Annotated in this window: 14 protein-coding genes; 3 read left to right on the forward strand and 11 right to left on the reverse strand. The window is 67.2% G+C overall.

Going from position 1 to position 14,272, the window contains the following annotated elements; translation table 11 throughout:
* Nucleotides 1-67 precede the first annotated feature (67 nt).
* The 5 genes from ACQE2J_RS15520 to ACQE2J_RS15540 form a co-directional block, all read right to left on the reverse strand.
* On the reverse strand, nt 68-676 hold the full coding sequence (locus tag ACQE2J_RS15520; RefSeq protein ID WP_240689527.1) for a type II secretion system F family protein: 609 nt from the start codon (nt 674-676) through the stop codon (nt 68-70).
* Nucleotides 676-1,368: a type II secretion system F family protein gene (locus tag ACQE2J_RS15525; RefSeq protein WP_426936555.1), complete on the reverse strand. Its 693-nt coding sequence runs from the start codon at nt 1,366-1,368 to the stop codon at nt 676-678. Before ACQE2J_RS15525 ends, ACQE2J_RS15520 begins: the two co-directional genes overlap by 1 nt.
* Nucleotides 1,365-2,537 carry a TadA family conjugal transfer-associated ATPase gene (locus ACQE2J_RS15530; RefSeq protein WP_135537280.1) on the reverse strand — a complete coding sequence of 391 codons (1,173 nt, stop codon included), beginning with the start codon at nt 2,535-2,537 and terminating at the stop codon, nt 1,365-1,367. Before ACQE2J_RS15530 ends, ACQE2J_RS15525 begins: the two co-directional genes overlap by 4 nt.
* Nucleotides 2,534-3,541 (reverse strand): septum site-determining protein Ssd, encoded by a 1,008-nt coding sequence (gene ssd / locus ACQE2J_RS15535; RefSeq protein ID WP_135537281.1) that lies wholly within the window; start codon nt 3,539-3,541, stop codon nt 2,534-2,536. The genes ACQE2J_RS15530 and ssd overlap by 4 nt, the downstream gene beginning before the upstream one ends.
* A gap of 245 nt (nt 3,542-3,786) precedes the next feature.
* Entirely contained in the window at nt 3,787-6,261 is a 2,475-nt protein-coding gene (locus tag ACQE2J_RS15540; RefSeq protein WP_425119333.1) for a hypothetical protein, read from the reverse strand.
* A 337-nt stretch (nt 6,262-6,598) separates the two neighbouring features.
* Here ACQE2J_RS15540 and acs point away from each other — a divergent pair, with 337 nt between their 5' ends.
* Together acs and ACQE2J_RS15550 are read left to right on the forward strand one after the other, a co-directional pair.
* Complete coding sequence (gene acs / locus ACQE2J_RS15545) at nt 6,599-8,536, forward strand: acetate--CoA ligase (protein ID WP_135537282.1); 1,938 nt, start codon at nt 6,599-6,601, stop codon at nt 8,534-8,536.
* Between the two features lie 165 nt (nt 8,537-8,701).
* Complete coding sequence (locus ACQE2J_RS15550; RefSeq protein ID WP_135537283.1) at nt 8,702-9,109, forward strand: phage holin family protein; 408 nt, start codon at nt 8,702-8,704, stop codon at nt 9,107-9,109.
* A 68-nt stretch (nt 9,110-9,177) separates the two neighbouring features.
* Here the strand turns inward: ACQE2J_RS15550 and ACQE2J_RS15555 are convergent, their stop codons facing one another.
* Together ACQE2J_RS15555 and nth are read right to left on the reverse strand one after the other, a co-directional pair.
* Nucleotides 9,178-9,909 carry an NUDIX hydrolase gene (locus ACQE2J_RS15555; RefSeq protein ID WP_135537284.1) on the reverse strand — a complete coding sequence of 244 codons (732 nt, stop codon included), beginning with the start codon at nt 9,907-9,909 and terminating at the stop codon, nt 9,178-9,180.
* On the reverse strand, nt 9,906-10,715 hold the full coding sequence (nth, locus tag ACQE2J_RS15560) for an endonuclease III (RefSeq protein ID WP_426936556.1): 810 nt from the start codon (nt 10,713-10,715) through the stop codon (nt 9,906-9,908). Before nth ends, ACQE2J_RS15555 begins: the two co-directional genes overlap by 4 nt.
* Before the next feature lie 244 nt (nt 10,716-10,959).
* Between nth and ACQE2J_RS15565 the strand changes: the two genes are divergently transcribed.
* The gene (locus tag ACQE2J_RS15565; RefSeq protein WP_426936557.1) at nt 10,960-11,637 is read left to right on the forward strand and encodes a Crp/Fnr family transcriptional regulator; all 678 of its coding nucleotides are present in this window, start codon (nt 10,960-10,962) and stop codon (nt 11,635-11,637) included.
* 137 nt (nt 11,638-11,774) lie between these two features.
* Here ACQE2J_RS15565 and ACQE2J_RS15570 read toward each other — a convergent pair whose 3' ends face one another.
* From ACQE2J_RS15570 to ACQE2J_RS15585, 4 genes are read right to left on the reverse strand one after another with little or no spacing between them, the layout of a single operon-like run.
* A complete protein-coding gene (locus tag ACQE2J_RS15570) occupies nt 11,775-12,542 on the reverse strand; it encodes an MBL fold metallo-hydrolase (RefSeq protein ID WP_426936558.1) in 768 nt (255 codons plus the stop codon).
* Complete coding sequence (locus tag ACQE2J_RS15575; protein WP_426936559.1) at nt 12,539-13,516, reverse strand: hypothetical protein; 978 nt, start codon at nt 13,514-13,516, stop codon at nt 12,539-12,541. Before ACQE2J_RS15575 ends, ACQE2J_RS15570 begins: the two co-directional genes overlap by 4 nt.
* Nucleotides 13,506-13,979, reverse strand: coding sequence for a RidA family protein (locus tag ACQE2J_RS15580; protein ID WP_426936560.1), 474 nt, complete (start codon nt 13,977-13,979; stop codon nt 13,506-13,508). Before ACQE2J_RS15580 ends, ACQE2J_RS15575 begins: the two co-directional genes overlap by 11 nt.
* A gap of 44 nt (nt 13,980-14,023) precedes the next feature.
* On the reverse strand, nt 14,024-14,179 hold the full coding sequence (locus ACQE2J_RS15585) for a hypothetical protein (protein WP_009883339.1): 156 nt from the start codon (nt 14,177-14,179) through the stop codon (nt 14,024-14,026).
* Between the last annotated feature and the right edge of the window lie 93 nt (nt 14,180-14,272).

Genomic DNA, 14,272 nt, shown 5'->3' on the forward strand with positions numbered 1-14,272 from the left:
CGACCCTATCGGTCGACCCTGAAAGCCACCAACTCACCACCCCGGCTGCGACCGAAGATCCGGCCGTTCAGAAGAACACGGTCGTGATGTCGGAGAGGAGGGAGATGACGACGGGGACGACGGACAGCAGCAGGAATGCCGGCAGGATGCACACACCCAACGGCAGCACGAGCTGCACGCCCAGCGCCGCGGCGGCTTCCTGCCGGCGACGGCGTGACGATGCCCGCAGCTCCTTGGCCACGGATTCGATGAGCGGTGCCGGCCCGACGCCCGAGTGTTCGGAGAATTCGAAGACCTCGAGCACCGGCAGCAGCCGGTCGTCGTCAGCGAGTTTGCGGCCGCCGATCGTCATCGCCCGCCCGATCCGCCGCAGACCCGACCGGTCGCCGGTCGCTTCGGCCGTGAGCGTCAGTGCCACGGGAATCGGCAGGCCCGAGGTCAGGCAGATCGCGACCAGATCGAGATCGAAGGCCAGCTGGTCATCGGCGACGGCACGAGCAGTCCCCGCACGGGAGTGCCCAGCCCCCGGTTCGGTGGGGGCCGCCTCGGTGATGGTGGGATCCTGTTCCTTTCCCGGCTCACCGAGGAGGCTGCGCAGGCGGCGGTCGGTCGAGCCCGCCCACAGCAGCACCGCCAGGGCGATGAAGACTCCGGTGAGCACGGGCAGCATGATCATCACCTCTGGGCTCGCCGCATCATCGTCCGCATCCACCACCGGCCGAGGACATACAGCGCCAGACCGGCGCCGATGCTCAGCTGTCCCGGCAGTCCTGTGATGAGTTCGAGGGGTCTGACCCCGATGAGCAGACCCAGGCCGATGCCGATGAGCGGCAGCCAGCTGAGCACCCGCACCGTCGACTTCGGTCCGGCCATGGCGATCCGGCGTTCGCGTTCGGCGTCGAGAGCGTCGCGTTGGGCGGCGGCGTAGCGCAGAATCATCTCGGCTGCGGGTGCTCCGGAGCGTTCGGACACCGTCCACACCGCCGCCATGCCGGAGAGCACCTCGGCGGCGGGGCCGGGAAGGTCGGCGCTGTGGGCGGCGATGGCACGTCCCGGTTCCTCCCCGAGGCCGATCGCCCGCGCAATCGGTGCCAAGGCATCGTTCTGCCGGCTCAATGTCACGATCACCGCCTGTGGAGTCAATCCCACCTTGAGCAGGTGGGCGCAGTTCTCCACGGCCGCGAGAGCCCACAATCGATCGGTCTGCGCATCCGGTGCCCGGCCGCCTCGGCGAAGGATTCCGGTCGCTGTCGGTCGCGGTTCGGTCTCGGCGGCGGGGTGGAGCAGTTCATGCAGCCGCGCACCCGCGTCCAAGGGCGCGGCCAGGACGATGCCCAGGGCCACGAGGACGGCGGTGAGGATGATCATCCCGCGGACTTCTGTTCGAGCACGGCTTCGAACCGGGCCAAGGCACGCCGGTTGGCCGTCCCCGACGATGACGGCGACGGTCGGCCCCACACGGGTTCCATCACCACACCGGTGCTTCCGGTGCGGGTCGGGATCGCGAGTTCCGTGACACCGCGGTGGGAACCGGTCCGGCGCAGGTGGATGACGAGGTCGATGGCCGTGGAGAACTGGGAGAACACCGCCTCCGGCGTCATCTTCGCCAGGGCGCCGAGTGCAGCGACTCGGCTGGGCACGGCATCGGCGGTGTTCGCGTGGATCGTCGCGCACCCGCCTTCGTGTCCGGTGTTGAGTGCGGTGAGCATGTCTCGCACCTCCGCCCCGCGACACTCGCCGACGACGAGGCGGTCGGGTCGCATCCGCAGGGCGTTGCGCACAAGATCGGCCATGGTCACCTCGCCACCGCCTTCGACATTGGCCTGCCGGGCGGCGAGCGCAACGACATGCGGGTGGGTGACGATGAGCTCCCGGGAGTCCTCGACGATGACGATGCGCTGGACGTCTTCGACGAGGGAGAGCAGAGCGCCGAGGAGGACCGTCTTCCCCGTGCCCGTTCCGCCCGAGATGAGGATGTTCGCCCGTGCTGTGACCGCCTCGGTGAGCAGGGGGCTGACCTCGTCGGGGACGAATCCCTCTGCGCACAGCTGAGAAAAGGGGAACCCGGAGCGTTTGGGCACGCGGAAGGAGATCGTCGTGGTCTCGCCGGAGATGGGCGGAACGATCGCGTTCATCCGCACCCCGTCGGGCAGGCGGACGTCGACATAGGGGCTGGAGTCATCGAGGCGGCGTCCGCCGAGTGCCGCCAGACGCACCGCCAGGGATCGCACTTCGTCTTCGGACCCCAATGACAGGTCGAGCAGGCGGGGCCCGTCACCGGTGTCGGAGAAGATCTCCCGCGGTCCGTTGACGAAGACGTCGGTGGTGCCGGGCACCTCGAGCACGGCCTGCAGGGGCCCGGCACCGGACAGTTGGGCCGAAAGCCGAGTGACGAGTTCGAGCAGAGCGGCAGAACCGAGCACCCGTCCGGTGCGTTGGACCGCCTCGGCGACGGCGGCCGTGGTCACCGGTCCGGGCTTGTCGAGCAGGGTCTTGCGGACGTCGGCGACGAGGGAGGCATCGAGCCATTCGCTCATTCCACCCACTCCCCCAGCAGACGGTCGACGAGGCGGCCGAGGTGGGCGCCGCCGGGGATGCCCTCGCCGCGGTCGACGGCGGCTGAGAGTCCTCGGTCGTCACGGATGCTTCCGGCCAGGTTCAGTCCGATCGAGTCGGCGAGGAGGTCGGCATCGAGGCCGCCGGCCCCGGTCTCACGGACGACGAGGCGGACATCGGGGTGGGCGTGGGACAGCCGTTTCGCCACCTGGGAGGAGGCGACGGCGGAGCGGACTCGCGCCGGGGAGACGAGGAGGACATGGTGGCAGCGGCGGGTCCACTGCGGTGGGGCGTGGCGGGGCAGGTCGACGATGACGAGGTCGAAGGCCTGACCGGCAGCGGCGAGGAAGTCGTCGAAGACGTCCGGGTCGAGGTCGACGGTGTCGTCACGTCCCCAGGACAGCAGCGCGAGGCCTTCGTGGCGGGGCAGAGCGTCGGCCAGCGTCGACGGACGCAGCTGTCCGCGGGAGGCGCTGAGGTCGGTCCAGCGGGGCCCGGGCACCTGTTCGGCACCGAGGACGAGGTCGAGTCCGCCGCCGAGCGGGTCGGCATCGACGAGGACGGTGCTGACATCGGTCCCGGCTCTTCTGGCCAGGGCGCAGGCGAGCACGGAGGCACCGGCTCCCCCGCAGCCGGCGACGACGCCGACCGTGGTGCCTGGGACGTTGGGAGGCTCGATGGCCGCGATCATCCGCCCGCTCAGCCATTCTGCTGCCGCGGGCAGAACCGCCAGCTGGTCCACACCGAGGTGGGCCGCCTTCGCCCAGGTCGAACCGGGCTCGTCACCGTCGAGGACGACGAGGATTTTGTCGGCGCGGTCGGTGGCAGGAGCTTCTCGCACGTCTTCGCCGAGGAGGATCAGTGACGCTGACTGCCAGCCTCCGGAGTCGGGTGGCAGAACGGTGAGGGCGATGCCGATGCTTTCGGCGACGCGGGCGCATTCTTCGGTGATCGCGCCGAGGTCGGTGATGAGGGCTACCTGCATGGCGTGAAGCCTGCCCGCAGCACGCGGGCACCGACCAGGCTGCAAGAACCTCCTGTGGATGGGATGGCGAAGGGGCGCCTCCTGTGAGTTCGAGTCACAGGAGGCGCCCCTGTCGGTGCCGCTGGGCTCATCGCCCAGGTCAGCCGTGCTGCGCCAAGCAGCCGGTCACGCGTGGCCGGGCCCGGGGGCGCCGGCCGGTCCGTGTTTCATCCACAGCACCGGTGTGTGAGTGGATGCGCACCGGTTCAGCCGCGCTGGATTCCCTCGATGTTGCGCAGGATTCCTTCGCTGCCGTCGGTGTCGCGGACCTTGAACCAGGAACCGTTGTCCTCGAGGCTGAGATACCAGTCGCCCGGGTAGATCGTGAACACGGGCAGCCCGGTCGTCGGATCCACGGCTTCACGCGGCTCGGGAACGGCGAACCAGAACGCCTGGACGATGGTGCGGCCGCCGTCCTGCTCGTTGCCCTGGTCGTTGCCCTGGCCCGCGTGGGTGCTGCCCTGGCCGGCATCGGCCGGAACCGGCTCATTGTCGATGGCGGTCTGAGCCACGGTGTCGTCGTCCGTGCGGTCCGATCCCGAGTTCGCCGGGTTCTCGGCCTCGGGACGGTTCCGGTAGCTGGCGACGGGCACGTACTGCGTCGGCTCTTCGCTTTCGGGAGCCTCGGTGCGCTCCGAACGGGTGGCAGTCCCGTCGGCCGCAGGGACGACGTCCTCACCGGCTGGGGTGTTCACGACAGTCGCCTCGGAGACCCCGATGCTGGCATTGTCCTCGGCGTCGTCCGACGCAGAGGCCGCGGCCGGCTGTGAAGCCGACTCCCGCTGTGATGTCGGAGACGGCTGCTCGGTCGACTCCTGCGGGGAGTCCGACTGCTCTGCGGAGTCCGACTGCGGTGCGGAGTCTGACGAAGACTCGGAGGCGGAATCGGACGAGGAGTCCGTCACGGGCTTCGCTCCGGTGTCTCCTCCGTCGATGGCCGCGTCTTCGGCAGTTCCAACGTTCGTGTCCGAGGTCTTGGCGTTGACCTTCGATACGAGGTCGCTGCTCTCCGCCGGCGAGACGACCGTCGGTGCCTCGTCCTCCGACACTGGGGCGGGGTCCGCGGTCGCAGTGGGTTCGGCGGAGCCCTGAACCTCGTTCGTCTCAGCAGCGTCTGAGTCCGGTGCGGCGTGGCGGCCGCGGCGACGCTCGGAGTCCGAGTGCGCTGCGGCGACCCCGGCCGCCGCAGCGCCGGCACCGATCACACCGGCGCCGGCAGCCGCTGCCCCGGCGCCTGAATGCGTCTCGTCATCGGATTCTGTCGGCTGGTCAGCACGGGCCTCGCTCTGATCGTGGCCGGCGCCGACGCCGAAGGTCTGAGTCGGCTCGCTCTGTGAGTGCTGCGGAGCGTGCGAATCTCGACGGCCGAGGTAGGTCTGTCCGTCGCCGGTGCTGTGGACCGGTCCGTCAGCGTTCGAATGCTCCGGAGAGGCCGCGAAGGCATTGCCCGAACGCTCAGCGTCCTGCTGCTGCGGCGGCGCATAGGGGTTGGGCTGCTGCGCCTCGTCGGGCTGCCCGAACCGCGGCTGGTCCGGCTGCCCGAACTGCTGCTGGTCCGGCTGCTGGCCGGGCTGCCCGGAAGCGGCGAACTGGTTCTGACCGAACTGGTCGCCCCCGGTCTGATGCGGCTGACCGGCCTGACCCGGCTGACCGGGTGCACCGAATGCGGCTGCTCCGGGGTGGCCCGGTCCCGGCTGACCCTGTCCGGGCTGACCCGATCCCGGCTGACCTGCCCCGGCAGGAGCCGAACCGTAAGGAGCGAACCCGGGGCCGCCGGCGTTGCCGCCGGGAACATTGGCCACCGGCGCCGGATGCGGCGTGTGCTTGGAGACGGGACGTGCCTTCGGATGGGTTTCGATGGCTTCGCGAACGGCGAATTCCTGAGCGAAGAAGGGGATCATCGTGAAGACGCCGGCGAAGAAGGCGATCAGCGCGGCGAAGAACGTCAAGTAGGCGCCGACGTGCCACAACATGACCGAAGTGATCAGATCGACGAACGCGAAGGCGAACGCAACAGCCGATACCGCCGAGATGAATTGATCGAGGCTGAGCGAACCCACCCGCATCCGACCGTTGCCGAGCTTATTGACGAGTACGGCCGCGACGATCAGCAGGATCGCCAGCACCTCGAAGACGAGCGGGCCGATTGTGGTGATATGCCAGTGCCACAGGGTGTGAGAGTACCCGAAATAGAAATCGCTGCGATTGGGCACGAACAGTGCGATGAACGCGAGCAGACCGGCGAACAGGAGGAAGAGGTCCCGCAGAGTCAGCGGACCGATGAGACCCGGGCCGGTCTTCTGCTTGGGTGCAGGAGCCTGACCGAACTGTCCGGGCGCGGAACCATAGGGTCCAGGACCCGAACCATAGGGACCGGGTGCCGAGCCGTATGGGCCAGGGCCCGAACCGTATTGTGCCGGTGCCGGCGCCGGGGCCGAACCATAGGGTCCCGGTGCCGCGGCGTTCTGGCCGGGTGCGGAACCATAGGGGCCGGGGGCGGAACCGTAGGGCCCGGGTGCGGAGCCGTAGGCCTGACCTGGTCCGGAGGCGACCGGCCCTGGACCTGATCCGTAGACGGGCGGCTGGCCGCCGGCCTGCGGTGCGTTCTGGCCTGGGTACTGCGGGGGCTGATCCTGCCACGGATGCGGCCCGGACCCGGTTGGATGCTGCGGCGAACTCATCGCTCACTCCACTCGATCTTGGGGAAAAGGAACAGTGTTGCGGTGCCTGCACGGGACGAATCCCGACAGACTCTGCCCCCATCCTTGCAGAACACAGGGTGCCTGCGCACTCATCTGCGCATACTGAACTGCACTCGGATCCGTCCTCGTCCCCTCGCCGAGGCGGCCCACCGTCCTCGTCGACCACACCGGCTTGCCTGTGACCTATACCACGCAATTGTCGTCATGGCTACCCCCGATTCCACCGTTCATCGGCCGAAACTGCCCGTCTTCGTCCCCGTCTGCGGGTATACAGTGCAACTAGAATTTCGATCCACCAAAGATGTCGGAGGGAAGAATGACCGAAACCACTGCCGAGCAGACCGAGACCTTTGCACCGCCTGAGCAGTTCGCGGCCAGTGCCAATGTCAAGGCCGACGAGTACGAACGTGCCGATGCCGACTACTTGAGCTTCTGGGCCGAACAGTCTCGTGAGCTCGTCGACTGGAACGCCGACTTCGGTGAGGTCCTCGACTGGACGAACCCGCCGTTCGCGAAATGGTTCGTCGGTGGCAAGCTCAACGTCGCCTACAACTGCCTCGACCGTCACGTCAACGCCGGCAACGGCGACCGTGTGGCCATCAACTTCGAAGGCGAACCGGGCGACTCCCGCTCCTACACCTACGCCGAACTCCTCGCCGAGGTGTCGAAGACGGCGAACACACTCACGGACCTGGGTGTGAAAGCGGGAGACCGGGTGGCCATCTACCTGCCGATGATCCCCGAAGCGATGATCTCGATGCTCGCCTGCGCCCGCCTCGGCGCGGCCCATTCGGTCGTCTTCGGCGGATTCTCCGCCGACGCTCTGCGCTCGCGCATCATCGACGCAGAGGCCCGCGTGGTCATCACCGCCGACGGCAGCTACCGCCGCGCCAAACCCACCAGCCTCAAGCCCGCCGTCGATGAGGCCCTGTCCGCCGGCGACACCCCTGTCGAGCATGTCCTCGTCGTCCAGCGCACCGGTCAGGACGTCGACATGGTCGACGGCCGGGACCAGTGGTGGCATGACACCGTCGGTCAGGCCAGCGACCAGCACGAATGCGAATTCTTCGACTCGGAGAACCCGCTGTTCATCCTCTACACCTCCGGCACGACCGGTCGGCCGAAGGGCATTCTCCACACCTCGGGCGGCTACCTCACCCAGGTGCTGTACTCGATGAAGGCCGTCTTCGATATCAAACCCGAGACCGATGTCTTCTGGTGCACCGCCGACGTCGGCTGGGTCACCGGGCACTCCTATGTCACCTACGGCCCACTGGCCGCGGGTGCCACCCAGATCGTCTACGAAGGCACCCCCGACACCCCGCATCAGGGCCGTTGGTGGGAGATCATCGAGAAGTACAAGGCCACGATCCTCTACGCCGCACCGACGGCTATCCGCACCTTCATGAAGTGGGGAGAGGACATCCCGGCGAAGTACGACCTGTCCAGCCTCCGCCTGCTCGGCAGCGTGGGCGAACCGATCAACCCCGAAGCCTGGCGCTGGTACCACCGTGTCATCGGTGCCGAGCGCTGCCCGATCGTCGACACCTGGTGGCAGACGGAGACCGGCGCACACATGATCGCTCCCCTGCCCGGAGTGCTCTCGACCAAGCCCGGCTCCTCCCAGCGCCCGATCCCTGGAATCTCCGTCGACGTCGTCGACGATTCGGGTGAGAACCCGGCCGGCCCCGAGGGCGGTCTCCTCGTCATCCGTCAGCCGTGGCCGGCGATGCTGCGCGGCATCTGGAAAGACCCGGAGCGCTTCAAGGAGACCTACTGGTCACGGTTCGAGGACACCTATTTCGCCGGGGACGGCGCCCGCCGCGACAAGGACGGCGACATCTGGTTCCTCGGCCGCGTCGACGATGTCATGAACGTCTCCGGGCACCGCTTGTCGACCGCGGAGATCGAATCCTCGCTCGTCGCTCATTCCAAGGTCGCCGAGGCGGCTGTCGTCGGCGCTGCGGACGACACCTCCGGTCAGGCCGTCGTCGCCTTCGTCATCGTCTCCAACGGCGTCGAGGATTCCGCTGAGACGGCCGAGGAGCTGCGCCAGCATGTGGGTAAGGACATCGGCCCGATTGCGAAGCCGAAGAAGGTCCACATCGTCACCGACCTGCCGAAGACCCGGTCGGGAAAGATCATGCGCCGTCTGCTCAAGGACGTCGCAGAGAACCGGGAGGTCGGCAACACGATGACGCTCGCCGATGCCTCGGTGATGGATGGCATCGAGAAGTCGGTGGCGAACTCCTGAGACATTCAGGGCAGACCCGCCGGTGACAGCGGACGTTCTCGAGGAACGTTCCGGCCTGGATCCGGCGGGTTTTCCTCGGATTCTCGCCGATTCGCCTTTGGCCGCAGGGCGCCTTCAGACTACTCTTAAGTTAGATTGTCCTCGTTCTCGATATAGGAGCTCCCCATGGCCGAACGGTCGATCAGCGAACTGATCAAAGGCATCAGCGACGACTCCAAAGCAGTCGCCGAGGAAGAGATCGCTCTGGCCAAGGCCGAAGCCACTGCCGGGGCGAAGAACCTGGGCATCGGCGCCGGCCTGGCCATCGTCGCCCTGTTCTTCCTCTTCCTGTCCTCCTTCATGGTGATCTTCGCCGGTGCGGCTGCGTTCCATGAGGGACTCGGCTGGCCGTGGTGGGGAAGCTTCCTCATCGTCTTCGGCATCCTCGCCGTTCTCGCGATCGTCCTCGTCCTCGTCGCCCTCCCTCTGCTGAAGAAGGGCAATCCGGTGCCGGGCACCGCGATCGGCTCGGCCAAATCGCTCATCGCTTCGGTCAAGCGCGCACTGAAGAACCCCTCGGGCCCCCGGTACTGACACCACTCCATCACTGAAACACTGAGGCGGCGCTGGACTTGAAGTCCAGCGCCGTCTCTGTCTCTGTTTCAGAAATCGATGCCGATGGGCGCTTGCTTGTCCCAGTCCCCGGCCCAGCCGAGGTGGTCAAGCGCGAAATCGAGGATGCCGGCAGTGAAGCCCCACACCTTGAGCACACCGACATCGAAGGCCGGAGTCGAGATCTTGAGGTCGGGACGGGTGAAAGTGCCGCGGTTGGCAGGAGCGACGAGATCAGCGATGGACACACGGTAGACGGAATAGGATTCGCGTTCGTCCATCACCTGCACCGCACCCGGCCGCCGCCAGTAGCCGATGACCGGGGTGACCTCGAACTTCGAGACGGGAATGTAGAGGGGGTCCATCTGTCCGAGGACCTCCACGGTGGTCGGGGCGATCCCTGCTTCCTCCTCAGCCTCACGCAGGGCGGCCGCGGCCATGGAATCGTCCTCCGGGTCACGTCCACCTCCCGGGAAGGCCACCTGCCCCGGATGATGGCGCAGGGTCGCGGCCCGCTGCAGGAGCACGATGTCGACATCATCGACCCCGAATTCGGCCAGGCGCGCGGTCTCGGCCTCACCCGCCTCGGTGCGGGGTGCTCCCCCGCGGCCGAAGAGCATAAGCACGGCGGCATCTCTGACCTGGCCCGCCTGCGAGCTCTTCTGCCTGCGCAGCCACAGAGGGGAACCGTGGGAGGTCGCGAGATCTTCGAGCTGACCGCGCAGCGCCCCGTCGGCGATGGTCGCGGACTCCGGCGGCAGGTCCGGGATGCCGGTGCTCACTGGTCGTCCTCGGAAGCGTCGGCAGTGGTCCGGGCTGTCGTTGCCGGGGCGGTCGCCTCGGCGACGGTGGCTTCCGGGGCCATTTCGAATCTGAGCATGGCGCGGGCCTTGTCGGGGTCGAGTTCGCCGATTCCGAAGGAAGGACACAGGGCCGCCAGCGGACAGGCCCCGCAGGCGGGCTTGCGGGAGTGGCAGATGCGGCGGCCGTGGAAGATCACCCGGTGGGACAGAAGGGTGAGGTCCTTCTTCGGGAACAGGGCGGCGATCTCATGTTCGGCCTTGACCGGGTCGGTCTCCTCGGTCCATCCGAAGCGGCGGGCGAGCCGACCCATGTGGGTGTCGACGGTCAGGCCGGGGGTGTCGAAGGCGTTGCCGAGGACGACGTTCGCGGTCTTGCGGCCGACCCCGGCGAGTTCGACGAGCTTGCTGAGCTTGTTCGGCACCACCCCGTCGTATTCGTCGACGAGTTCGTTCGCGAGTCTGACGATGTTGCGGGCCTTGGCGCGATAGAAGCCGGTGGAGCGGATGTGCTCCTCGACCTCGATGAGATTCGCGACGGCCAGCGAATGGGCGTCGGGGAAGGCGGCGAACAGACCCGGGGTGACCGCGTTGACGCGGATGTCGGTGGTCTGCGCGGACAGGACGGTGGCGATGAGCAGCTGGAACGGGGTCTCGAAGTCGAGTTCGCATTGTGCGTTCGGATACACCTCGGCGAGGATCCGATGGATCTTCCGGGCTCGGCGGGTCCGCTCCAGCGGGGTCTCCTTCGCGAACTTCCGCGCGCTCTTCTCTGCCACCGTCAACACGGCTCACCATCCTAATCCGTACCCAGGAATTCCGCAGTTGCCCCGCTCACATCCGTGGCTCGGGCCGACCGGGCGAATCGGGTGGGGCGGGCGGACGGGTTGTGGGAATGGCTTCAGCGTCTCAGGCGTTGGAGGCCGGTGGGACGGGTTTTCATTTTGGTGGGCCCTACTCCCGCGTCTTTGCTGGTATCGATGCAGATGACCAGGTAGATTTGTGTGTGATTATCACGACAAGGAGGAACCAGTGGATATTGAAATGGTGCGGGGCGCGACGCTCTTCGCAGGTCTGGACGATGAAGCCACCAGTGCATTGATGAAGTTCATGAACCCGCGGAGTCTCCGTCGGGGCACCGTGCTCTTCCATGAGGGCGATGCCGGTGACGAGCTCTACATCGTCTCCTCGGGCAAGCTCAAGATCGGCCGTGAATCCTCCGATGGCCGTGAGAATCTGCTGTCCGTGGTCGGCCCCGGCGAACTCATCGGCGAGCTCAGCCTCTTCGATCCGGGCCCACGGTCCACTTCCGTCACCGCTGTCTCCCAGTCGGAGCTGCTCAGCCTCAAGCACGAGGACCTGACCACCTGGCTCAACGAGCGTCCGCAGGCCGCGATGAACCTGCTCAAGGCTTTGGCTCAGCGTCTGCGTCGGACGAATGAGACCGTCGGCGACCTCGTGTTCTCCGATGTGCCCGGTCGTGTCGCCAAGGCGCTGCTCGACCTCGCCGCCCGCTTCTCGAAGCCGGCTCCCGACGGTGTGCTCGTCGCCCACGACCTCACCCAGGAGGAGCTCGCACAGCTCGTCGGTGCCTCTCGTGAGACCGTCAACAAGGCCCTGGCCGACTTCGCCGCCCGCGGTTTCATCCGCCTCGAGGCTCGCTCCGTCGTCATCCTCGACATGGACCGGATGCGCAACCGCGCCCGCTGACCCTCTCAGCGGCCCGAGCGCCGAGCACGACGAAACGCCCCGACCGGTCGGTTGGGGCGTTTCGTCGTGTACGGGGCGTATCGCCGCGCTCGGGGCGCGTGCTGTGCGGGTGCGGCGAGCAGGTCCCGCCTGTGCTCTCAGGCGTCGTCGGCGGCGGGCAGAGCGTCGAGGTAGGCCAGTTGGGCCTTGACGATCTGTTCGGCTGCGGGACGCACGCTGACGTCGACGTCGTGGTAGACGATGTCGCACACCTCGGAAGCAGTGGTGGCACCGCGTGCGAGGGCGGCTTCGACCTGCTCGATGCGTTCGCGTCGGTGGGAGCGGTAGTAGTCGATGACCTCGGCGGGATTATCGATGCGCGGGCCGTGCGCGGGTTCGATGATCGCGTACTCCCCCGCGTCGAGCAGCGCCCTGAGACGGTCGAGGGACGCGAGATAGTCGCGGAGGGACCCCTCGGGATGAGTGACGATCGTCGTCCCCTCCCCGAGGATCGTGTCGCCGCTGTACAGCGTCCCCGCATGGATGAGGCTGATGCTGTCGCTCGTGTGGCCGGGGGTGGCCACGACGCGCAGAACGTCGGCGGCGGTGTCGCCGAAGGGGATCTCGTCGCCGTCGGACAGCGGATCCGTGTGTCGGGCGAAGCGGCCGAGCACGGCATAGACGGGCTCTTCGGGGGCCCACTGTTCGATGCTTCCCAGCATCTCCGAATGGTCGGCGTGCTGGTGGGTGAGGACGATGGCGCGCAGATCACGATCAGCCACCTCGGCGAGGAAGGCCCCCCGGTGCTCTGCCAGCTCCGGGCCGGGATCGATGATCACTGCGGAGCCGTCGTCCTGGCTGGTGAGCACGTAGGTGTTCGTCCCGCTCAGGGTCATCGGGCCTGGATTGTTCGCACGGATTCTCATGAGTCCTCGTCTTCGTCGTCTGTACTGTCGTCACCGTCGTCATCGCTGCTGAATGTCAGGAAGCCGGGATTGTGGTCGTTGTCGATCTCGCCCACGGCGATCGCCCGATCACGCAGCGAACCCTTGCTGTGCGGATCCTTCCCGGTCTGGATAACGACCTTCCATTCGCCGTCGTCGTTGATGATCTCCGGCCGCAGCGGGTGGGCGTTGCGGATCTGGGCCATGGCCGCACCCACGCTCGCAACCTCGGCAAAACTTTCGACGATGAGATGGGTGGCGGCACTGATGCTGTCGGGATCGCCGCCGACCTCGGCGAGGATCTGGCCCGGGCGTTTCCATCCGCCGGAGGTCTCGTTCGGTGACAGGAAGTCGACCTCTTGGCCGAAAGGCACGGTGGCGATGAAGAACGTGGTGTCGAAGCGGTGCAACTGGGTGGGAGTGTTGATCCAGCGCAGCCATGGCTTGCACAGATCGGGGCGCAGACGCAGGTCGCGGTCGCGCAGGACCTGGGACCACGAGACCTCGTTGGAGAACAGCCGAGATCGGGTAGAGCGCCAGTCCGCCTGTGGGGCGGCCACGATCTCCCGGTCGATGTCTTCGGCGAGCAGGATTCCGGTGGCAGCGAAAGTGATGCGGGCGGCGGCGGAGAAATGGTGGAGAGCACGAGATTTGTTCTCGATGCTCAGTGCACGGGCGCAGCGGGCCGAGTTCCATCCGGCCAGGGGCAGTTTGCGCACATCACCGGGGCGCAGACTGCTGGAGGGAAACGCCCACCGGTTGCGGTCCTCGACCCCGCGGGCGTCGAGCTGCCGGGTGATGAAGAGTTCCAGACCTTCCGAGGCGTCCCGGATGAGCACGATCGCCGAGGTGGGTCGGGGCGCCTCGGGGACGGGCCACCGTCCGTCGGACTGCCAGTGGTCGAGCAGCCACCGCAGTTCCGACGAGACGGCAAGGGTGCGTCCGCTAAGCGGCATCGCCTGCGACCTCGACGACGACCTCGACCTCGACGGGCGTGCCCAGAGGAAGTGTGTTCACGCCGACGGCGCTGCGAGCGTGCTGTCCGCGATCGCCGAAGATCTCTCCGTAGAGTTCGGACACGCCGTTGATGACAGCCGGCTGCTGGGTGAAATCGTCGGCAGAGTTGACGAAGCCGGTGACCTTGACGACGCGCACGATCTTGTCGAGGTCACCGATGACACCGGCGATCGCTGCCAGAGCGTTGAGCCCGGCGGTGCGGGCCAACTGGTAACCGGTGTCGACGTCGACGTCGGTGCCCAGGTGGCCTGTCGCCGGCAGTTTGCCGTCGACGACGGGCAGCTGGCCGGAGGTGTAGACATAGTTTCCGGTGCGCAGGGCGGGGACGTAGACGCCGGCGGGTACGGCGATCTCGGGCAGTTCGAGGCCGAGTTCGGCGATGCGGTCAAGGGTTTGGGACATGGTTCCTCTTTCGACGTGGGGTGCGGAAGCCTGACGGGTTCAGATCATTCCTTCGGACGCTTGAGGTAGGCGACGAGTCCGTTGTTGTCCGGTCCCGGAACGACCTGGACGAGCTCGTAGCCGTCTTCGCCCCACTGATCGAGGATCTGCTTCGTCGCATGGACGATGAGCGGCACGGTGACGTATTCCCACTTGGTCATGATTCTCCTCGGTGACGGGTGCCTCGGCGGTCTGATTCTGCCGGCTCTGTCCCGGCTCGGTCGACGACGCGGTTGTGTTCCCCAGACTAACCC

It is taken from the genome of Brevibacterium sp. LE-L (assembly GCF_050214925.1).
Lineage (GTDB): Bacteria > Actinomycetota > Actinomycetes > Actinomycetales > Brevibacteriaceae > Brevibacterium.